This window comes from Rhodococcus sp. AG1013, from assembly GCF_003350365.1.
Taxonomy (GTDB): domain Bacteria; phylum Actinomycetota; class Actinomycetes; order Mycobacteriales; family Mycobacteriaceae; genus Prescottella.
The window spans coordinates 43377-64392 of sequence record NZ_QQAT01000014.1; the positions used below are offsets into that span (position 1 = coordinate 43377).

The window sequence follows — 21016 nt, forward strand, 5'->3', positions numbered from 1 at the left end:
CAACTGTGCTGGAAGTTTGTGAAAGGAATCCCGTGCTGCGCACCCACCTGGCCGGCTCGCTACGACCCGAGCACGCTGAGCAGACCGTCACCCTCACCGGTTGGGTGGCGCGGCGGCGCGATCACGGCGGGGTGATCTTCATCGACCTGCGTGACGCCTCGGGCGTGTCCCAGGTCGTGTTCCGCGCGGGCGACGTGCTCGAGCAGGCGCACCGCCTCCGCGCCGAGTACTGCGTCAAGGTCACCGGCGTCGTCGAGGTCCGCCCCGAGGGGAACCAAAACTTCGAAATCCCCACCGGTGCCATCGAGGTCAACGCGACGGAGCTCGAGGTTCTCAACGAGAGCGCCCCGCTGCCGTTCCAGCTCGACGACCAGGCCGGCGAGGAAGCGCGGCTCAAGTACCGCTACCTCGACCTGCGCCGCGAGGGCCCCGGCCACGCGATCCGGCTGCGCTCGAAGGCCAACGCCGCGGCCCGCTCGGTCCTGGCTCACCACGAGTTCGTCGAGGTCGAGACCCCGACGCTGACCCGGTCCACCCCCGAGGGTGCGCGTGACTTCCTGGTGCCCGCGCGCCTGCAGCCCGGCAACTTCTACGCGCTTCCGCAGAGCCCCCAGCTGTTCAAGCAGCTGCTCATGGTCGGCGGCATCGAGCGGTACTACCAGATCGCCCGCTGCTACCGCGACGAGGACTTCCGTGCGGACCGTCAGCCCGAGTTCACGCAGCTCGACATCGAGATGAGCTTCGTGACCCAGGAGGACGTCATCCTGCTGGCCGAGGAGATCCTGCACGCCGTCTGGAAGCTCATCGGTCACGAGATCACCACGCCGATCGCCCGGATGACCTACGCCGAGGCCATGCGCCGTTTCGGCTCCGACAAGCCCGACCTGCGGTTCGGCGTCGAACTCGTGGAGTGCAAGGAGTTCTTCAAGGACACCACGTTCCGCGTCTTCCAGGCCGAGTACGTCGGCGCGGTGGTCATGCCGGGCGGGGCCGCCCAGCCGCGCCGCGAGCTCGACCGCTGGCAGGACTGGGCCAAGCAGCGCGGCGCGCCGGGTCTCGCCTACGTGCTGGTCGGCGAGGACGGCGCACTGACCGGTCCGGTCGCGAAGAACCTGACCGACACCGAGCGCGCGGGTCTCGCCGCGCACGTCGGCGCCAAGCCCGGCGACTGCATCTTCTTCGGTGCGGGTGCGACCAAGTCCTCGCGCGCGCTGCTCGGCGCGGCCCGCGGCGAGATCGCGCGCAAGCAGAACCTGATCGACCCGGATGCCTGGGCGTTCGTGTGGATCATGGACGCGCCGATGTTCGAGCCCACCGCCGACGCGACCGCCAGCGGCGACGTGGCCCTGGGCTACAGCGCCTGGACCGCGGTGCATCACGCGTTCACCTCGCCCAAGCCGGAGTCGATCGACACCTTCGACACCGATCCGGGTTCGGCGCTGGCCTACGCCTACGACATCGTCTGCAACGGCAACGAAATCGGTGGCGGCAGCATCCGCATCCACCGCAAGGACATCCAGGAACGCGTCTTCAAGGTGATGGGCATCTCGCACGAGGAAGCCGAGGAGAAGTTCGGCTTCCTGCTCGACGCCTTCGCGTTCGGCGCCCCGCCGCACGGCGGCATCGCCTTCGGCTGGGACCGCATCACGGCCCTGCTCGCGGGCGTGGACTCGATCCGCGAGGTCATCGCGTTCCCGAAGTCCGGTGGCGGCGTCGATCCGCTCACCGACGCGCCGGCGGCGATCACCGAGCTGCAGCGCAAGGAGTCCGGCATCGACGTCAAGCCGGAGCCGGTCGGCGCAGAAGGCAAGTAGCCACGCAGTTCGTCGCAGCCCCGCGCCACGCACATCGCCGTGGCGCGGGGCTCCGTCGTCGAACCGTGCTCAGCCGACGCGCCGAAAACGGCCGTAACCGACCTGCAACCCTGTATTCCCCCAGGTCGATGAGATCCGGATGGCGGGGCGGGCGATGAATGTCGGGCCGTGAGGGGCCGCGCCGGGTAGGTTGGTGATCGATGACCGCAATATTGGCGGAACCCCTCTCCGAGGTAGTTGCCGCAGCCGAGAAGTTGCTCACTCGTCGGACCGGGGCACCGGTCCGACTCGTCGACCCCGTCGATCTCGGGGGGAGCGGCCGCACCGTCGTCCTCCGCGTCCGGGTCGCCGAGAACCCGTTCTCGCTGCCACGGACGTTGGTGATCAAGCAGGTTCGCGAGACGTCACGCAAGGCCGATCCGCGACGCATCGAGTTCGAGGGCATGGCGGACACCGCCACGGTCGACGTCGCCTTCCTCCGCGAGGCGGTCTCCTACCAGTTCGCGACCGCGCTCGCGACCGAGAGCCGTCCGGGCGCCGAACTACTGGCGTACGACTTCGAGACCCGGTTGCTCGTCCTGGGTGACCTCGGCGACTCCACTCCGTTCGCGGCGCTGCTCAAGAATGCCGATCCGGACACCGTCACGAACTCGCTGATGGCGATGGCTCAGGCGCTCGGGCGGATGCATGCTGCGACCGTCGGGCGCGAGGAGGACTTCACCGCCCTGCTGCGTCGTGCGGAGGTGGCGCACTGCGGCGATGTGGTCGCCGAGCAGGCGGCGGCCTCGCTCGAGGTTGTGCCGGGACTACTCGCCGAGCACCTCGACGTCGAGGTGTCACCGGAGGTGCTCGCGATCGCGGCACGCGCCGGCAGGCTCTTCGGTGGCGGTCGGTTCCGCGCCTTCAGCCCGTCCGATCTGTGCCCGGACAACATCATCGTCAACGACGAGGGTGTCCGGTTCCTGGACTACGAGTGGGGTGGCTTCCGGGACGCGACGCTGGACCTCGCGTACGCGCTGGTGTCGTTCCCGGCGTGCCTGTGCAGCATCGACCTGTCGTACGAGCGGGCGAGTGCGATGACCGAGGCGTGGCGGGCCGAGGTCGTCGGGATGTGGCCGGTGCTGGCGGACGACGAATTCCTCACCGAACGGGTGATCGACGCGCAGCTCGTGTGGGTGTGGCTCAGCACGTTCCTGTTCCTGCCCGAGGACTACACGCGGATCGCCGCAGTGCGGGAGCACCATCTGTCGGCGCCCCGGAACGAGGCGCTCGCGGCGCGGTGGGAGGGCCTGGCCCGATTCGCGGAGCGGTCGGGACACGACGCCGTCGCCGAGCACGCGTCGCAGGTGCTGGAGCGCCTGCGCGAACGCCTCGGCTGATCCGACTCAGTCCCGGTCGGACCCGGCGGCGCCCGCAAGCAGCAACTCGAGTGCGCGGCGCAGGTTTGCGCGCGCCGCACGTTCCATGATCGGGGCGTCGTCGCCCGGGGGAGGAACGGCCGACTCGTCCCCGCCCATCAATCTGCTGGACAGTGGGTAACGGTCGGCGAAGTCAGGGGCCGCCGCGGCCAGCGCGTCCATCCTGTCGGCCCACCACTGCTCGTCGCCCTCGCCGGTCACCGACGGTGCCCGGCGGGCGTCGACGACGGTGCGGGCGGCGGCCGCCGCGAGCGAGAACGCGGACGACGCGATCGCGGCCACGTCGGCGTGGTGGAGTCCGATCGGCAGCAGGGTTCCGAGAAGCGACTCGAACGCGTCCTGCTGGTGTGGGCCCAGCACCGGTCGGGCGTGCGCGAGGTCGAGCATCCAGGGGTGCTCGACGTACAGCTCGAGTAGATGCTCGGCCCACTCCGTCACCGATATCGGTCGGGTCGCCGCGAAGCCGGCGTAGGCCCGGTCGTACATGAGGTCGAGCAACTCGGCCTTCCCGCCGACGTACGTGTAGAGCGCCATCGCGGTGCACCCGAGGCGATCGCCGATCGCGCGCAGGGGGACGGACGCGTCGCCGCGTTCATCGGCGATGGCGGTAGCCGCCGCGACGATCGAGTCGAGCGTGAGTCCCGAGCCGGCGTCGGATCCGGCGGTGGGGGATTCCCAGAGCAGGGACAGTGTGCGGGCCGCATCCCCGCGCCCGGTGATAGGACCCATTTCCGTTCCTTACATTGTATAGTTCCTGGTCCATTGCACTATACGTCGTAAGGAGTGCTGGAGATGGGGCAACGGCACGATGAGGCGGTGCTTCACGACGGCACCCGGATTCCGGTACTCGTTCGCGGTGATCGCCGCCGACTACGAGGGACACCGGATGGCGCACCCTGCCCCGTACCTGGAGATGCTCGCTGTCACCCGTGCGGCCGCGCCGTCTGCGACCCACGCATCGGTCGAGGCCGGGGACTGGGACGCCGTCGCGGTCACCAGTACCGAGGCGCAGACCAGGCAGTTCGTGACGCTGTACGAGGCACTGCGGGCATTCGACGACACCGCGCCCGGGGCAGTACCGACGGTTCCGCGGCTGTGCTTCGCCGGTGCGGCCGACGAGATCGCCTACGGGCCCGGCTGGGGTGACGTCACGGTGAAGGTGGCCGAGCCGCTGCTGAAATGTCGCGCGGACCTCGAAGCCCGCGGTTGGGTGGTGGAGGTGATGCCCGGCCGGGATCACATGAGCGCGATGGGTGCGGACGTCGTGCTGCCGCTGCTGACCGGATGGCTGGCCGGGGTGCGGGTGGACCGCTGACCGATCTGGTCGAGTGTGGGGATCGGCACATTGAAGTAGATACCCCTGGGGGTATTGTGGGTGCCACCTGCAACCCACGCTCGAGGAGATTCATCGTGTGCTACCCCGTTACCTGTCGGACCTGCAACAAGACCACCTGGGGAGGCTGTGGCCAGCACGTCGACAGCGTCATGCGCACGGTGCCGGCCGCCGAACGGTGCAAGTGTGAGCAGCCGGCCAAGCCGGGGTTCTTCAAGTCGCTGTTCGGGCGCTGACCGCGACGCGAGCGGCGTCGCCCGCCGTCGGTGGCGGCTAGTAGCGTCGGGGCGTGACTGATTTCTTCGGCGACATCGACACCGCGGGCGACGGGGCGGGTCTGTTCGAGGCTCCCGCGGCCGAGCCCGACTCGGAGTCGCAGCCGCTGACGTCGGTGCCACGGCAGGCCGCATCGCCGAGTCCGGGGGCGCCGCTTGCGGTGCGGATGCGTCCGGCCGCGCTGTCGGAGGTGGTCGGTCAGCAGCACCTGTTGGGTCCCGGGGCGCCGCTACGGCGTCTCGTGGAGGGCTCCGGTGCATCGTCGGTACTGCTCTACGGGCCGCCGGGAACCGGCAAGACCACGCTCGCATCGCTGATCTCGGGTGCGACGGGCCGGAAATTCGAGGCGCTGTCCGCGCTGTCCGCCGGGGTCAAGGAGGTGCGCGGCGTCATCGAACTGGCCCGCCGCCGCCTCCTTCAAGGCGAGCAGACGGTGCTGTTCATCGACGAGGTCCACCGCTTCTCCAAGACCCAGCAGGACGCGCTGTTGGCGGCCGTGGAGAACCGGATCGTGCTCCTGGTTGCCGCGACCACTGAGAACCCGTCGTTCTCGGTGGTGTCGCCGCTGCTGTCGCGGTCGCTCGTGCTGCAACTCCAGTCGCTGACCGCGGACGACATCCGCAGCGTCATCGAGCGCGCCCGCGAGGACGAGCGCGGCCTCGGCGGGTCCGTCGACCTCACCGACGACGCGCTCGAGCATCTCGTCCGGCTGGCCGCAGGCGACGCGCGGCGGGCGCTGACCGCGCTCGAGGCCGCCGCCGGTACCGCGCTCGACCGCACCGACGAACGCCCCGCGGTCGTCGACCTCGAGACGGTCGAGTCCAGCGTCGACAAGGCCGCCGTCCGCTACGACCGTGACGGTGACCAGCATTACGACGTGATCAGCGCGTTCATCAAGTCGATTCGCGGCTCGGATGTCGACGCCGCGCTGCACTACCTCGCCCGGATGATCACGGCGGGGGAGGACCCGCGGTTCATCGCCCGCCGCCTCGTCGTGCACGCCAGCGAGGACATCGGCATGGCCGACCCGACCGCGCTGCAGACCGCGACCGCCGCGGCTCAGGCCGTGCAGCTGATCGGCATGCCCGAGGCGCGGCTCGCCCTCGCGCAGGCCACGATCCACCTCGCGACCGCACCCAAGTCCGGTGCCGTCATCGCCGCGCTGGGTGCCGCGATGGCCGACGTCGCGGCCGGCAAGTCGGGCCTGGTCCCGCCGCACTTGCGGGACGGCCACTACGCGGGCGCGGCGCAGCTCGGCAACGCCGTCGGATACAAGTACCCGCACGACCACCAGGACGGCGTCCTGCCTCAGCAGTACCCGCCGGACGAACTGGTCGGTGTCGACTACTACGAGCCCACCACCCACGGCGCCGAGCGGGAGATCGCCGGACGGGTGGGCAAGCTCCGCCGGATCGTGCGCGGCCGCTGAGACCTGTTGCGCCGTCGGCGAGAACGTCGTCCGGTCGCGTGGGGCTCGTCACGGTGACGCCGGGAACCAGCGGGGCATCACGTGCGCCGAATAAACGATTGGTGCGGGGGCGTTAAGCTTGCCAATGGTCGTTTCGCGTCTCGGAGGCGTTATCGGCGGCCGGACACAGTGAATTTCGACGGACATACGTTAGGACGAACACAGGTGCAGACCCACGAGATCCGTAGGCGCTTCCTCGACCATTTCGTCAAGGCGGGCCACACCGAGGTGCCCAGCGCCTCGCTGATTCTCGACGACCCGAACCTGCTGTTCGTCAACGCCGGCATGGTGCAGTTCAAGCCGTTCTTCCTGGGCCAGCAGACGCCGCCCTACGACACCGCGACCAGCGTGCAGAAGTGCGTGCGCACCGGTGACATCGAGAACGTCGGCATCACCACGCGCCACAACACGTTCTTCCAGATGGCGGGCAACTTCAGCTTCGGCGACTATTTCAAGCGCGGTGCTATCAAGCACGCGTGGGCGCTGCTGACGAACAGCACCTCGGACGGCGGCTACGGCTTCGACCCCGAGCGGCTGTGGGTGACCGTCTACCTCGACGACGACGAGGCCCGCGACATCTGGATGGAAGAGGCCGGCATCCCCGACGAGCGCATCCAGCGCCGCGGCATGGCCGACAACTACTGGTCGATGGGCATCCCCGGCCCGTGCGGACCGTGCTCGGAGATCTACTACGACCGCGGCCCCGAGTACGGCGCCGAGGGTGGCCCCGAGGCCGACGAGGACCGGTACCTCGAAATCTGGAACCTCGTGTTCATGCAGAACGAGCGCGGCGAGGGCACCGGCAAGGACAGCTTCGAGATCCTCGGCCCGCTGCCGAAGCAGAACATCGACACCGGTATGGGTGTCGAGCGCGTCGCGTTCCTGCTGCAGGGCGTCGACAACGTCTACGAGACGGACCTCGTCCGCCCCGTGATCACCAAGGCCGAGGAGCTCTCCGGCCGCACGTACGGCGCCGAGGGCCCGGACGGATCTGCTGCAGACATTCGTTTCAGAGTCATCGCCGACCACGCACGCACCGCCGTCATGCTGATCGCCGACGGCGTCAACCCCGGCAACGAGGGTCGCGGCTACGTGCTGCGTCGTCTGCTGCGCCGCATCATCCGCTCGGCGAAGCTGCTCGGCGCCGAGAAGCCGAGCATGCGCGAGTTCGTCACCGTCGTGCGCGACACGATGTCGCCGTCGTACCCGGAGCTCGCCACCGACTTCGACCGCATCGTGGGTGTCGCGGTCGGTGAGGAGACCGCGTTCCTGCGCACGATCGCGGCCGGCTCGAAGATGTTCGAGGCGGAGGCCGACCAGGTCAAGGCGGCCGGCAAGACGGTCTTCGGCGGCAACGAGGCGTTCGTCCTGCACGACACCTACGGCTTCCCGATCGACCTGACCCTCGAGATGGCGGCCGAGGCCGGCCTGAACGTGGACGAGGACGGCTTCCGCTCCCTCATGGCCGAGCAGCGCAAGCGCGCCAAGGAGGATGCGCAGGCGCGCAAGCACGCCCACGCCGACCTGTCGGTCTACAAGGAGCTCGTCGACCGCGGCCCCACCGAGTTCACAGGCTTCAACGAGCTGGTCTCCGAAGCGCACGTGCTCGCGCTCATCTCCAACGGTGTTCGCGTGCCCACCGCGACGGCCGGTCAGGACGTCGAGGTCATTCTCGACCGCAGCCCGCTGTACGCCGAGGCCGGCGGCCAGATCGCCGACATCGGCTCGATCTCGGCGGCGGGCCTGCGCGTGCAGGTGAACGACGTGCAGAAGATCGCCAAGAAGGTGTGGGTCCACAAGGTCACCGTCAAGGAGGGGCAGATCACCGAGGGCGACGTCGTCCTCGCGCAGGTCGACCCGGAGTGGCGCAAGGGCGCTACGCAGGGCCACTCCGGCACCCACATGGTGCACGCGGCACTGCGACAGGTGCTGGGCCCCAACGCCGTTCAGGCCGGCTCGCTCAACAAGCCGGGCTACCTGCGCTTCGACTTCAACTGGCAGGGCCAGCTGTCGGAGTCGCAGAAGCAGGAGATCGAGGTCGTCACCAACGAGGCCGTCGCCGCGAACCACCCGGTGAACACGTTCGTCACCGATCTCGACCGCGCGAAGCAGATGGGCGCGATGGCGCTGTTCGGCGAGAACTACGGAGACGAGGTCCGCGTCGTCGAGATCGGTGGACCGTTCTCGATGGAGCTGTGCGGCGGCACGCACGTCCAGCACTCCGCGCAGATCGGCCCGGTGACGCTCCTCGGTGAGTCGTCGGTCGGTTCCGGTGTGCGTCGCGTCGAGGCGTTCGTCGGACTCGACTCGTACCGCTACCTGGCCAAGGAGCGGGCGCTGCTCGCCGGTGTGGCGTCGTCGCTGAAGGTGCCGTCGGACGAGGTCCCGGCCCGTGTCGAGGCGATCGTCGAGCGTCTGCGCGCGGCCGAGAAGGAACTCGAGGCCACCAAGGCCGCCGCGGTCCTGGCGTCCGCCGGAACCTTCGTCGACAAGGCCCACCGCTTCGGTGAGGTGCTGCTCGTCGCCGAGCAGGCGCCCGAGGGTGTCGCCGGTAACGACCTGCGCAGCCTCGTCACCGACGTCCGGGGCCGCTTCGGCACCCAGCCCGCGGTCGTGGTGCTGCTCGGCAGCGCCGACGGCAAGGTCCCGTTCGTCGTGGCCACCACCAAGGCGGCGCAGAACCTGGGCATCAAGGCCGGCGACCTCGTCGCGAGCTTCGGACCCCAGATCGGCGGCCGCGGCGGCGGCAAGGCCGACATGGCCCAGGGCGCCGGCTCCGACGTCTCCGGTATCCCCGCAGCACTCGAGGGTGTCCGGGGTCGGGTCGCCGAGCTGGCCGGGAACTCCTAGCGGTGCCCCCGGCCCCGTCGGGTCCCGACCGTCCCGCACAGCCGGGTCCCGACCGTCCCGCACAGCCGGGTCCCGACCGTCCCGCACAGCCGGGGCCTGATCGGCCCGGAGTCGACGATCCCGGGCGCGGCCGTCGGATCGGCATCGACGTCGGAAGCGTGCGGATCGGGGTGGCCTCGTGCGACCCCGACTGCATTCTCGCGACGCCGGTCGAGACCGTCCCCCGCTCGAAGGAGAAGGGGCCCGACGCGCCGGATATCCGGCGGATTGTCGAGCTTGTCGAGGAGTACGAGGCCGTCGAGGTTATCGTCGGTCTGCCGCAGACTCTGCGCGGGGAACGCGGGAAGGCCGCGGGCCTCGCGTCCGCGTTCGCGCAGAGGGTGCGCCGCCGCATCGATCCGATTCCGGTGCGGATGGCCGACGAGCGGCTGACGACGGTCACGGCGTCGCGTGCACTCCGCGAGAGCGGCGTCAGTGCGAAGGGACAGCGGCCGATGATCGATCAGGCCGCCGCTGTGGCGATCTTGCAGGGATGGTTGGACGAGCGGAGCAGAGCGGTGAACGTAACGGACTCGGACGGTAGCGGCCGACCCACGGAGGACGGCCTGTGAACGATCATCGGCAGCCGGGGCGTCCCGAGTTCGAGTCGGCTCCCGGCTACGACGATCACCGCTACAACGACGGGTACGAGGACGATCCCGGGCAGGGCTACTACTCGGACCCCGGTTACGACACCGCAGGCGTCTACGGCGACGACCACGACGGCTACCAGGCACAGCACGGTTACCCCACCGGTCAGGACTACGGTTACGAACCGGAGTTCGACCACTACACGTACGACGACTCCACCCGACGGGCACTGCCGACCGCGGTCGGCGCGCAACCGTTGAGCCGCGGTGAGGTCCGGCGGGAGCGTGCGGCCGCGCGGCGCAAGCGTCGGGGCCGGGTCATCGGCGTCCTCGCCGGAGCGGTGCTGCTGGGCGGCATGGGCGCCGCTGCCGTCGCCGTCTACGGCAAGCTGAGCGGCAGCGACTTCGCCGATTACGCCGGGCCCGCCGGGCCCGAGGTGGTGGTGCAGGTCCACGCGGGCGATACCGCCGACGAGATCGCGAACTCGATGGCAGACAAGGACGTGGTCGCGAGCGAGTCCGCGTTCTACCGGGCAGCGCTGCGCAACGACGCCATGAACTCCCTGCAACCGGGCTTCTATGCGGTCGCCACGAAGATCTCGGGCGCCGACGCGGTGTCCGCGCTCGTGTCGCCGTCCGCGCGCGTCGGTCAGACGGTGATCTCGGAGGGCCGTCAACTCCACGACACCCGCGACGTGCAGACCGGTGCGATCAAGAAGGGCATCTACACGCTGATCTCGGAGGCCAGCTGTGTCGGCCCGACCGAGGCACGTAAGTGCATCAGCTACGACGACCTCAACACCGCCGGCGCGAGCTCGGATCTGGCCGCCCTGGGCGTCCCGGACTGGGCGCGTAAGCAGGTGGCGAACGTCCCGGACCGCGACCGCCAGCTCGAGGGGCTGATCGCCGCCGGCAGCTGGGACTTCGATCCCACCGAGTCGCCCGTCGCGATTCTCGAGCACCTGGTCAGTTCGAGTGCAGAGAGCTATGAGTCCACCGGTATCAAGACGGCCGGTGGCAACGTCGGCCTCGACCCGTACCAGATGCTGATCGTGGCGTCGCTCGTCGAACGCGAGGCGCTGCCCGCGGACTTCGACAAGGTCGCCCGCGTCGTGGTCAACCGGCTCGCGGTGAACCAGCCGCTGCAGTTCGACTCGACGGTGAACTACTCGCTCGACGCGACGGAGGTCGCCACGACCGACGCCGATCGCGCCCGCGTCACGCCGTGGAACACCTACGCCAGCCCGGGGTTGCCGGCCACGCCGATTTCGTCGCCGAGCATCAATGCTCTTCGCGCGGTGGAGAATCCGGCTCCCGGTGACTATCTGTACTTCGTGACGATCGACAAGAAGGGCACCACGCTGTTCACCCGGAGTTACGACGAGCACCTCGCGAACATCGGGTTGGCGCAGCAGAGTGGCATCCTCGACAGTGGAAGGTGATCGCAGTGGCCGCGCGTAAGGCCGCCGTTCTCGGCAGTCCGATCTCGCACTCGAAGTCCCCGGATCTGCACCTGGCGGCGTATCGCGCGCTCGGGCTGACGGACTGGACGTACGAGCGCATCGAATGCACCGGTGAGCAGTTGCCCGGTCTCGTCGCGGGCCTCGGCCCCGAATGGGTGGGACTGTCGGTGACGATGCCCGGCAAGGTCGCGGCCCTCGAGTTCGCGACCGAACGCACCGAGCGGGCGGTCACGATCGGCTCGGCGAACACCCTCGTCCGCATCGACGGCGGCTGGCGCGCCGACTGCACCGACGTCGACGGTGTCCGCGGCGCCCTCGTCGAGGGCGGGATCGGGGACCTCGCCGGTGCCGCGGCCGTCGTGGTCGGCGCCGGCGGAACCGCCCGCCCGGCTCTCGTCGCGCTCGCCGACATGGGCGTGGCATCGGTGACGGTCGTCGCGCGTGATGCCGACCGCGCTCGGCCCACGCTCGAGTGCGCGGAGGCGGTGGGGCTGTCCGTGCGGCACCTGACGTTCGACGACGGGCGACTGGCCGACGTCTGCACCGCGTCGGCTGCACTGGTGAGCACCGTTCCCGCGGGGGCCGCCGCGCCGTTCGCCGACGCGATCGGTCGGGCCCCGTTCGTGCTCGACGCGATCTACGATCCGTGGCCCACCCCGCTGGCGGACGCGGTCGAGCGCACCGGCGGAACCGTCGTCGGTGGTCTGGCGATGCTGCTCAACCAGGCGTACGGGCAGGTCGAGCAGTTCACCGGCATGCCCGCACCGCGAGAGGCGATGGCGGCGGCACTGCCGCGCTGAGCCCGGACCCGGTCCGCGGTTCTCCACAGCCGCACACGCATCCACAGATCTGTTCGCGGCCGCCGATTCCCGGGGCCGGGCGTCCTGGCCGCACCGCATGCTCTCGGCATGTGGTGGATCGGTGTGGTGGGCGTTGCGGCGGGTGTCGCCGCCGGGGCCGGAACCAGGCGCGTCGTGGCACGGCTCGCGCGCGAGTCGCCGGTGCCCGCCGGATGGTGCGAGGTCGTGTGTGCACTCGGGTTCGCGGCGGTCGCGGTGCGGAACGGGCTCGTGCCCACCCTCGCACCGGCGCTGCTGTTCGTGTGGTGGACGATCGCGGCCGGTGTCGTCGACCTGCGGGTGCGCCGTCTCCCCAACGTCCTGACCCTTCCGGGCGCGGTGGCGATCGTGGGCTTCGCGACCGCCACGGGGCAGTGGCGGACGGCGGTCGTCGGCGGCCTGATGCTGTCGGGGCTGTACCTGCTCGTGCACCTGACGGCGCCCGCGGCCATGGGTGCGGGCGACGTCAAACTGGCGCTCGGTCTGGGCGCCGCGGCGGGCCTCGGCGGGGCCCAGACGTGGCTCGCGGCCGCCGCCCTCGCGCCAGTCCTCACCGCCGTGGTGGGCGTGTTGCGGGGGAGAGCGGATGGGATGATCGCCCACGGTCCGTCGATGTGCGCGGCGACCGCGTTGGCGATGTGGCCGGTGTGACGGGAGCGGCGGACGGCCCGCTGTCGTACCGGACGCCGTGCTCGTGGAAAGATGCTGGATGTGTTGCGCTGGATAACTGCTGGAGAGTCCCATGGTCCCGCCCTCGTTGCCATGCTCGAGGGGATGGTTGCCGGCGTCGAGGTGACGTCCGACGACATCGCGGCGCAGCTTGCGCGCCGTCGCCTCGGCTACGGCCGCGGTGCCCGCATGAAGTTCGAGGCCGACAAGGTCACGATCATCGGTGGCGTGCGGCACGGTCGCACCCTCGGCGGTCCGATCGCGGTCGAGGTGGGCAACACCGAGTGGCCCAAGTGGGAGACGATCATGTCCGCCGACCCGGTGGACGAGGCGGAGCTCGCCGGTCAGGCCCGCAACGCGCCGCTGACCCGTCCGCGCCCCGGCCACGCCGACTACTCGGGCATGCTCAAGTACGGCTTCGACGACGCCCGCCCCGTCCTCGAGCGCGCCAGCGCCCGTGAGACCGCGGCCCGCGTCGCGGCCGGAACCGTGGCCCGTCAGTTCCTGCGCCAGCTGTTCGGCGTCGAGGTCGTCTCGCACGTCATCTCGATCGGCGCCTCCGACCCCTACGTCGGCCCCGGTCCCGCCGCCGACGCGCTCGACGCCATCGATGCCAGCCCCGTGCGTGCCTGCGACAAGGCCGCGGAAGAGTCGATGATCGCCGAGATCGAGGCCGCCAAGAAGGACGGCGACACCCTCGGCGGTGTCGTCGAGGTGATCGTCCACGGTCTGCCGGTCGGCCTCGGCTCGTTCATCAGCGGCGCGGACCGGCTCGACTCCAAGCTCGCCGCCGCCCTGATGGGCATCCAGGCGATCAAGGGCGTCGAGGTCGGTGACGGCTTCGAGACCGCACGCCGCCGCGGCAGCGCCGCGCACGACGAGATGCGTCCCGGCCCCGACGGCGTCCTGCGTTCGACCAACCGCGCCGGCGGCCTCGAGGGCGGCATGACCAACGGTGAGGCGCTGCGTGTGCGCGCCGCGATGAAGCCGATCTCGACGGTCCCGCGCGCGCTGTCCACGGTCGACATGTCGACCGGCGAGGAGGCCGTGGCGATCCACCAGCGTTCGGATGTGTGCGCGGTTCCGGCCGCCGGTGTCGTGGCCGAGGCGATGGTTGCGCTCGTGGTGGCCCAGGCCGCGCTCGACAAGTTCGGTGGCGACTCCCTCGCGGAGACCCGCTCGAACTACCAGCGTTACGTCGACGGCATTGCGGCCCGTCTGTCGCGGTGATGCGATGACGCCGCGCGCCGTCCTGATCGGGCCGCCGGGCGCGGGAAAGTCGACCATCGGCCGACGTCTCGCGCAGGCACTCGATCTGGAGTTGCTCGACACCGACACCGAGATCGAGCGCGAGACCGGGCGCACCATCCCGGAGATCTTCGAGACGGATGGGGAGCCCTTCTTCCGGGAGATCGAGGAGCGGGTGGTCGGGGAGGCCCTCGAGTCGCACGACGGGATCCTGTCTCTGGGCGGCGGCGCGATCCTGTCCGAACGCACCCGTTCCCGGTTGGCGGGGCATACCGTGGTGTACCTGGAGATCAGTGTCGCCGAGGGGCTCAAGCGAACCGGAGCGAACACGGGGCGACCGCTGCTGGCCGGCGCCGACCCCAAGGCCAAGTACCACGCCCTGATGCGTCGCCGCCGCCCGCTGTACCGGCAGGTGGCGACCATTCGGGTACGCACCGACAGCCGGAGTCCCAGCCGGGTCGTCCAGCAGCTGGTGACCAAGTTGACCGACGGGGCCGCCGCAGGCGACCCGGCAAGAGACGACACAGAAGCGGAGCAGTAGAGAAGTGACCGAACCGGTACGCGTCGAGGTCGCCACGGCCGATCCCTACCCCGTGATCATCGGGCGAGGTCTGCTCGGCGAGCTCGTCGAGGAACTCGAGGGCACCCGCACGGTGGCCATCTTCCACCAGCCGCCGCTCGCGGAGACCGCGGAGGCCGTGCGCGCAGCCTTGGCGGAGAAGGGAATCGACGCCCACCGTGTCGAGATCCCCGACGCCGAGGACGGCAAGGACCTCGCGGTCGCGGGCTTCTGCTGGGAGGTGCTCGGTCGAATCGGACTGACGCGCAGCGATGCGGTCGTCAGCCTCGGCGGCGGCGCCGCTACCGACCTCGCGGGCTTCGTCGCCGCGACGTGGATGCGCGGCGTGCGGATCGTGCACGTCCCGACGACGCTTTTGGCCATGGTCGACGCCGCAGTGGGCGGCAAGACCGGGATCAACACGGAGGCCGGCAAGAACCTGGTCGGTGCGTTCCACGAGCCGTCGGCGGTCCTGATCGACCTGGCGACGCTCGAGACGGTGCCGCACAACGAGATCGTCGCGGGCATGGCGGAGGTCATCAAGACCGGATTCATCGCCGACCCGGTGATCCTCGACCTCATCGAGGCCGACCCCGCCGCCGCGCTGGACCCGACGGGCACCGTGCTGCCCGAACTGATCCGCCGCTCGGTCGAGGTCAAGGCGAAGGTGGTCGCCGCCGACCTGCGCGAGTCGAACCTGCGCGAGATCCTCAACTACGGCCACACCCTCGGCCACGCGATCGAGCGCCGCGAGCGGTACCGCTGGCGCCACGGTGCCGCCGTGTCGGTGGGACTCGTCTTCGCCGCCGAGCTCGGCCGCCTGGCCGGACGACTCGACGACGCCACCGCCGACCGGCACCGCTCGATCCTGCAGCTGGTCGGTCTTCCCACGACGTACGACGGCGACGCGTTCGGGCAGCTTCTCGAGGGTATGCAGACCGACAAGAAGAACCGCGCCGGCCTGCTCCGCTTCGTCGTGCTCGACGGACTCGCCAAGCCGGGTCGGCTCGAGGGGCCGGATCCGTCGCTGCTCGCCGCCGCCTACTCGGCTGTCGCACGCGACGAGAGCCCGAGCGGCGGGGCGGTACTGCTGTGAGGGTGCAGGTCATCAACGGACCCAACCTGGGTCGGCTCGGCAAGCGGCAGCCCGAGGTCTACGGCTCGACCACGCACGACGACCTGGTTGCACTCTGTGAGAAGGCCGCCACCGACCTCGGTATCGAGGTGGTCGTCCGGCAGAGCGACAGCGAAGGCGAACTGCTCGGCTGGATCCACGACGCGGCGGACGCCCGCGAGCCGGTGATCCTGAACGCGGGCGGGCTCACCCACACTTCGGTGGTGCTGCGCGACGCGTGCGCCGAGCTGACCGCCGGCCTGGTGGAACTGCACATCTCGAACGTCCATGCGCGGGAGCAGTTCCGTCACCACTCGTACCTGAGTTCGGTGGCTACCGGGTCGATCGTCGGCTTGGGCGTCGCCGGCTATGCGTTGGCGCTGCGGTTCCTGGCCGAGCGCGGCTGACACAGCTGCGCCTCGACGCGAGTCGGGAAGCCTGGCACGACAGAACGGGCCGGGGCGGATCATCCGCCCCGGCCCGTTCGTCTCTCAGTGCGAGTTCGTTGCGCGGTCTACGTGTCGGCCCGGTGCGCCCCACCGGGCTTGCCGTCCGGGTCGACCGGCGCGAACACCTCGGTGTCGGTGTTGTCGGCGGGCACCGCGCCTTCGCCGCTCCCGTCTCCCGCGGCGCTGTCGGTGTAGCCGTAGCCGGTCTCGGTGCCGTGCTCGTACGACCACTCGCTGCCGGCGTAGTTCTCGGCGGCGGACTCTTCGACGTCGACATCGGCGTCGTCCGCATACGCGACTGCGCCGGCGGCCCGTGCCTTCGCGGAATCGCGTCCCACGAGGAACCGGCCGAGGGCGACGCCGATCGTCGCCGGGATGAAGATCAGCAGGATGGTGAAGGCTGCGCCGGAGGTGACCTCGAAGAACAGCGAGCCGTTGGTGATCGCGATGTCGAAGATCAGTCCGAGGATCCAGGCCGCGGCGCCCGCGAGGATGCCGGCGACGGCGGCGGCCTTGAGCCACATCATCGTCAGATCCGCGGACTCGTCCGGGTCGGGATTGGCGCGACGGTCGCGGATGCCGTCGAGCGCGCCCCACAGGAACGCCGCGAGGATCACGAGGATCAACGAGAACCACCTCAGGATGCTGCCCTGCTGGGGCCACTGCGTCACCGCGGCTCCCAGGAAAGTGCGCACCACGACGTGTACCAATGCCAGACCGAGACCGCGTACGACCCACCCATTCATGTGACACAGCGTAACCAGCAGGGTTCGGCACTTGTGTCCTAACCCACACAAACGGGTCGAAGAGGCGTCGGACACGTCTGTCGCGCTGGGGGAGGAGGGTGGGCGCAGGGTAGTTGCAGGGTAGTTTCGGAGGCATGTCGATCCACCGGGTGACCGCTTCGACCGCCGCGCGCCGCGGCCGACTTCGTGCTCTCCTGCGGGAGCACAGCCTCGACGCGCTGCTGGTGACGGACCTGCTCAACATCCGCTACCTCACCGGATTCACCGGCTCGAATGCGGCGTTGCTCGTGACCGCCGCCGACGAGTCGGGTGCCGAGGACCGGACCGTCATCTGCACCGACGGTCGATACCTGGTGCAGGTCGCCGAGCAGGTGCCGGACCTGCGGGCGGAGATCGCCCGCGCGAGCGCGCCGCGCCTGCTCGAGCTCGCCGTCGCCTGGGGCGCCGGCAAGCTCGGCTTCGAGAGCCACGTCGTGACGTTCGACCAGCACGCCGCTTGGGTCGAGGCGGCACCGGAGATCGGTTTCACCCGCGCCCCGCGTCTGGTGGAGCAACTCCGAACCGTCAAGGACGAGGGCGAGATCGACCTGCTGCGTCGGGCGTGCGCGGCGGCCGACGATGCCCTCGCGGCGTTGATCGAGCGCGGGGGACTGCGCCCGGGGCGGACCGAACGCGAGGTGGGTCGCGAACTCGAGTCGCTCATGTTCGACCACGGTGCCGACGGAATCTCGTTCGAGACGATCGTCGCCGCCGGCCCGAACTCGGCGATCCCGCACCATCGACCCACCGACGCCGTCCTGCGGTCCGGCGACCTCCTCAAACTGGACTTCGGTGCGCAGATCGGCGGCTACCACTCCGACATGACCCGGACGTACGTGCTGGAGAAGGTCTCGCGGTGGCAGCGGGACCTCTACGACCTGGTTCGGGAGGCGCAGGCGGCGGGTCGGGCAGCGCTCGCGCCCGGCGCCGAGGTCGGCGCGGTGGACACGGCGGCCCGGTCGGTGATCGAGAGCGCCGGATACGGCGACCTGTTCCTGCACGGACTCGGCCACGGCGTGGGGCTGGAGATCCATGAAGCACCCGGGATCGGCAAGCTCGGCACCGGTACACTGCTTTGCGGTGCGGTGGTGACCGTCGAGCCGGGTGTGTACTTCTCCGGGCGCGGTGGCGTCAGGATCGAGGACACGCTCGTCGTTCGCGAGCAGGGGCCGGAACTCCTCACTCTCACCAGCAAGGATCTCGTAATCGTCTGAAGGAGACGCGAACTAAGTGGCAGACACCAGTGATTTCAAGAACGGGCTCGTACTGAAGATCGAGGGCCAGCTCTGGCAGATCATCGAGTTCCAGCACGTCAAGCCGGGCAAGGGCCCTGCGTTCGTCCGCACCAAGATGAAGAACGTCCTGTCGGGCAAGACCGTCGACAAGACCTTCAACGCGGGTGTCAAGGTCGAGACCGCTACGGTCGACCGCCGCGACATGACCTACCTGTACCACGACGGTAGCGACTACATCTTCATGGATGGCGACACCTACGACCAGATCCCGATCGGCGAGGCCACCGTCGGCGACGGCGCGCGCTTCCTGCTCGAGAACATGCAGGTCCAGGTCGCGACGCACGAGGATGCCCCGCTGTTCGTCGAGCTCCCGGTCACGGTCGAGCTCGAGGTCAAGCACACCGATCCGGGCCTGCAGGGTGACCGTTCGACCGGTGGCACCAAGCCTGCGACCCTCGAGACCGGCGCCGAGATCCAGGTCCCGCTGTTCATCAACACCGGCGACAAGCTCAAGGTCGATTCGCGTGACGGCAACTACCTCGGGCGCGTGAATTCCTGAGTGTCGGGTACGCATAAGAAACTCGGAGCACGTCACAAGGCCCGCAAGCGGGCCGTCGATTTCCTGTTCGAGGCCGAGGCGCGTGACGTCGACCCGGTCGATCTCGCGGAGGAGCGGGCGCAGCTCGCGACCCGCGACGATTCCGTTGCCCCGGTGGCCCCGTACACGGTGACGGTGGTGCAGGGTGTCGCGGAGAACCTCGACCGGCTCGATCAGGTGATCGAGTCGCATCTGCAGGACTGGACGCTCGAGCGTCTGCCTGCGGTCGACCGGGCGATCCTGCGGATCGCCGTGTGGGAGCTGTTCCACGCGACGGACGTCCCGCCCGTCGTCGCCGTCGACGAAGCTGTCGAACTCGCCAAGGAGCTGTCCACCGACGACTCGCCCAGCTTCGTGAACGGAGTGCTGGGTCAGGTCGTGCTGGTGGCCCCGCAGGTCCGGGCCGCGGCCGCGGCGACCTCGCAGCGCGCGAAGGCGGACACCGCCGACGACGCTGACACCCCCGCCGGCCCTGCCGGCGGTGAAGATTCCGAGTCCTGAAGTGGACAAGCTGCCGCCCATCCCGATTTCGGGGTGGGCGGCAGCGCGTTCGGCACACTTCGAGGACTCGGCCTACCCGGAATCTGGCGCGGTGGTCGCCGCTGATAGGCTGACCGGCGTCAGACATCCTTTAACGATCCGTCCAGAGAGGCGGAGAAGGAGGTCGCTCTATGCGTATGCCCGAAGGGCCCTCATCCGGTCTTCCCCCCGCGAACGCGCGCGAACTGCTGTCCCCGGCCGACGTCGGCAGGACCATCGCCCGCATCGCGCATCAGATCATCGAGAAGACCGCGCTCGACGCCACGGATGGTTCCGCACCTCGCGTCGTCCTGATCGGGATTCCCACCCGAGGCACCACGCTCGCCGCACGCCTCGCCGACAAGATCGAGGAGTTCGCGGGTGTCCGCCCGCCGGTCGGCTCCCTCGACATCACGCTCTACCGCGACGATCTGCGGACCAAGCCGCACCGCCCGCTCGAGCGGACCTCGGTTCCGGAAGGCGGTGTCGACAACGCGCTCGTCGTGCTCGTCGACGACGTCCTGTTCTCCGGCCGGACGGTCCGATCCGCGCTCGATGCGCTGCGTGACCTCGGCCGCCCGCGTGCGGTCCAGTTGGCGGTCCTGGTCGACCGCGGACATCGTGAGCTGCCGTTGCGCGCCGACTACGTAGGCAAGAACGTGCCCACCGCACGCACCGAGGATGTTGCCGTGCTCCTTGCCGAGCACGACGGCCGTGACGGTGTGGTGCTGTCGAGCGGGCACGCAGAGGAGAACGAGAAGTGAAGCACCTGCTCTCCATCGCGGATCTGAACCGGGATTCCGCGACCGAGCTACTCGACGAGGCCGAACGGTTCGAGCAGGCGCTACTCGGGCGTGAGGTCAAGAAGCTCCCGACGCTGCGCGGGCGGACCGTGATGACGGTGTTCTTCGAGAACTCCACCCGCACGCGGGTGTCGTTCGAGGTGGCCGGCAAGTGGATGAGCGCCGACGTGATCAACGTCAGCGCGTCCAGCTCGTCGGTGTCGAAGGGCGAGTCGCTGCGCGACACCGCGATGACGCTGCGCGCGGCCGGCGCCGACGCGCTGATCGTCCGGCACCCGGCCTCGGGTGCGGCGCATCAGATCGCGGCGTGGACCGGTGCCGCCGAGGACGGCGGTCCGTCGATCATCAATGCCGGTGACGGCACCCACGAGCATCCGACGCAGGCCCTGCTCGATGCTCTGACGCTGCGTCAGCGGCTCGGCGGCATCGAGGGTCGGCGGATCGCGATCGTCGGCGACATCCTGCACAGCCGGGTGGCGCGGTCGAACGCGTTGCTGCTGTCGATGCTCGGTGCCGAGGTGGTCCTGGTGGCGCCGCGCACGCTGCTGCCGGCCGGGGTCGAGACGTGGCCGGTGCGGGTGTCGCACTCGATCGACGCCGAACTGCCCGGACTCGACGCGGTCCTGATGCTGCGGGTGCAGGCCGAGCGGATGAACGGCGGGTTCTTCCCGTCGCCGCGCGAGTACTCGATCACCTACGGCCTCAACGAGAAGCGCCTGGGCCTGCTCGCCGACCACGCGGTGGTGCTGCACCCCGGTCCGATGCTGCGCGGCATGGAGATCGCGTCGTCGGTCGCGGATTCGCCGAAAACGGCTGTGCTGCAGCAGGTCACCAATGGTGTCCACGTCCGGATGGCAGTGCTGTTCCGGCTGTTGGTGGGAACGGAAGAGGTCGCGTGAGCGACCTGAACACAACGAGTAACGACAAGACGAGAAACGAGAAGGTGG

Annotated in this window: 21 protein-coding genes; 19 read left to right on the plus strand and 2 right to left on the minus strand. The window is 69.7% G+C overall.

Features of this window, described 5'->3' with window-relative positions:
• The first annotated feature begins 32 nt into the window (after positions 1 to 32).
• Complete coding sequence (gene aspS / locus DEU38_RS17380; protein WP_114722654.1) at positions 33 to 1814, plus strand: aspartate--tRNA ligase; 1782 nt, start codon at positions 33 to 35, stop codon at positions 1812 to 1814.
• Positions 1815 to 2014: 200 nt separating this feature from the next.
• Positions 2015 to 3193 carry a kinase gene (locus tag DEU38_RS17385; RefSeq protein WP_114722655.1) on the plus strand — a complete coding sequence of 393 codons (1179 nt, stop codon included), beginning with the start codon at positions 2015 to 2017 and terminating at the stop codon, positions 3191 to 3193.
• Positions 3194 to 3199: 6 nt separating this feature from the next.
• Here the strand turns inward: DEU38_RS17385 and DEU38_RS17390 are convergent, their stop codons facing one another.
• The gene (locus tag DEU38_RS17390; RefSeq protein ID WP_114722656.1) at positions 3200 to 3961 is read right to left on the minus strand and encodes a TetR/AcrR family transcriptional regulator; all 762 of its coding nucleotides are present in this window, start codon (positions 3959 to 3961) and stop codon (positions 3200 to 3202) included.
• A gap of 79 nt (positions 3962 to 4040) precedes the next feature.
• On the opposite strand from DEU38_RS17390, the gene DEU38_RS17395 reads away from it, so the two are divergent.
• The 12 genes from DEU38_RS17395 to aroQ all read left to right on the plus strand — a co-directional run bounded on the left by DEU38_RS17395 (position 4041) and on the right by aroQ (position 16087).
• Complete coding sequence (locus tag DEU38_RS17395) at positions 4041 to 4547, plus strand: hypothetical protein (protein WP_114722657.1); 507 nt, start codon at positions 4041 to 4043, stop codon at positions 4545 to 4547.
• Between the two features lie 95 nt (positions 4548 to 4642).
• A complete protein-coding gene (locus DEU38_RS28535; protein WP_181818826.1) occupies positions 4643 to 4801 on the plus strand; it encodes a hypothetical protein in 159 nt (52 codons plus the stop codon).
• 53 nt (positions 4802 to 4854) lie between these two features.
• Positions 4855 to 6270, plus strand: coding sequence for a replication-associated recombination protein A (locus DEU38_RS17400; protein WP_114722658.1), 1416 nt, complete (start codon positions 4855 to 4857; stop codon positions 6268 to 6270).
• A 204-nt stretch (positions 6271 to 6474) separates the two neighbouring features.
• Entirely contained in the window at positions 6475 to 9159 is a 2685-nt protein-coding gene (gene alaS / locus DEU38_RS17405) for an alanine--tRNA ligase (RefSeq protein ID WP_114722659.1), read from the plus strand.
• Between the two features lie 137 nt (positions 9160 to 9296).
• Positions 9297 to 9770, plus strand: a complete 474-nt coding sequence (ruvX, locus tag DEU38_RS17410; protein ID WP_254622984.1) for a Holliday junction resolvase RuvX — start codon at positions 9297 to 9299, stop codon at positions 9768 to 9770.
• Complete coding sequence (mltG, locus tag DEU38_RS17415) at positions 9767 to 11230, plus strand: endolytic transglycosylase MltG (protein WP_114722661.1); 1464 nt, start codon at positions 9767 to 9769, stop codon at positions 11228 to 11230. Before ruvX ends, mltG begins: the two co-directional genes overlap by 4 nt.
• 5 nt (positions 11231 to 11235) lie before the next feature.
• Entirely contained in the window at positions 11236 to 12051 is an 816-nt protein-coding gene (locus DEU38_RS17420) for a shikimate dehydrogenase (protein WP_397484728.1), read from the plus strand.
• A gap of 108 nt (positions 12052 to 12159) precedes the next feature.
• Positions 12160 to 12741 (plus strand): A24 family peptidase, encoded by a 582-nt coding sequence (locus DEU38_RS17425; RefSeq protein WP_114722663.1) that lies wholly within the window; start codon positions 12160 to 12162, stop codon positions 12739 to 12741.
• A 60-nt stretch (positions 12742 to 12801) separates the two neighbouring features.
• Entirely contained in the window at positions 12802 to 13989 is a 1188-nt protein-coding gene (gene aroC, locus DEU38_RS17430) for a chorismate synthase (protein WP_114722750.1), read from the plus strand.
• Between the two features lie 4 nt (positions 13990 to 13993).
• Positions 13994 to 14548, plus strand: coding sequence for a shikimate kinase (locus DEU38_RS17435; RefSeq protein WP_114722664.1), 555 nt, complete (start codon positions 13994 to 13996; stop codon positions 14546 to 14548).
• Between the two features lie 4 nt (positions 14549 to 14552).
• A complete protein-coding gene (aroB, locus tag DEU38_RS17440) occupies positions 14553 to 15662 on the plus strand; it encodes a 3-dehydroquinate synthase (protein ID WP_114722665.1) in 1110 nt (369 codons plus the stop codon).
• Entirely contained in the window at positions 15659 to 16087 is a 429-nt protein-coding gene (aroQ, locus tag DEU38_RS17445; RefSeq protein ID WP_114722666.1) for a type II 3-dehydroquinate dehydratase, read from the plus strand. Before aroB ends, aroQ begins: the two co-directional genes overlap by 4 nt.
• Positions 16088 to 16194: 107 nt before the next feature.
• Here the strand turns inward: aroQ and DEU38_RS17450 are convergent, their stop codons facing one another.
• On the minus strand, positions 16195 to 16875 hold the full coding sequence (locus DEU38_RS17450) for a B-4DMT family transporter (RefSeq protein WP_114722667.1): 681 nt from the start codon (positions 16873 to 16875) through the stop codon (positions 16195 to 16197).
• 134 nt (positions 16876 to 17009) lie between these two features.
• Between DEU38_RS17450 and DEU38_RS17455 the strand changes: the two genes are divergently transcribed.
• The 5 genes from DEU38_RS17455 (at position 17010) to DEU38_RS17475 (ending at position 20968) form a co-directional block, all read left to right on the plus strand.
• Positions 17010 to 18128 (plus strand): Xaa-Pro peptidase family protein, encoded by a 1119-nt coding sequence (locus DEU38_RS17455; RefSeq protein WP_114722668.1) that lies wholly within the window; start codon positions 17010 to 17012, stop codon positions 18126 to 18128.
• Between the two features lie 16 nt (positions 18129 to 18144).
• Positions 18145 to 18708 (plus strand): elongation factor P, encoded by a 564-nt coding sequence (gene efp / locus DEU38_RS17460; protein ID WP_114722669.1) that lies wholly within the window; start codon positions 18145 to 18147, stop codon positions 18706 to 18708.
• A complete protein-coding gene (nusB, locus tag DEU38_RS17465) occupies positions 18709 to 19248 on the plus strand; it encodes a transcription antitermination factor NusB (RefSeq protein WP_114722670.1) in 540 nt (179 codons plus the stop codon).
• A gap of 170 nt (positions 19249 to 19418) precedes the next feature.
• Positions 19419 to 20030, plus strand: coding sequence for a bifunctional pyr operon transcriptional regulator/uracil phosphoribosyltransferase PyrR (gene pyrR / locus DEU38_RS17470; RefSeq protein ID WP_114722671.1), 612 nt, complete (start codon positions 19419 to 19421; stop codon positions 20028 to 20030).
• Complete coding sequence (locus DEU38_RS17475) at positions 20027 to 20968, plus strand: aspartate carbamoyltransferase catalytic subunit (protein ID WP_114722672.1); 942 nt, start codon at positions 20027 to 20029, stop codon at positions 20966 to 20968. Before pyrR ends, DEU38_RS17475 begins: the two co-directional genes overlap by 4 nt.
• The last annotated feature ends 48 nt before the right edge of the window (positions 20969 to 21016 follow it).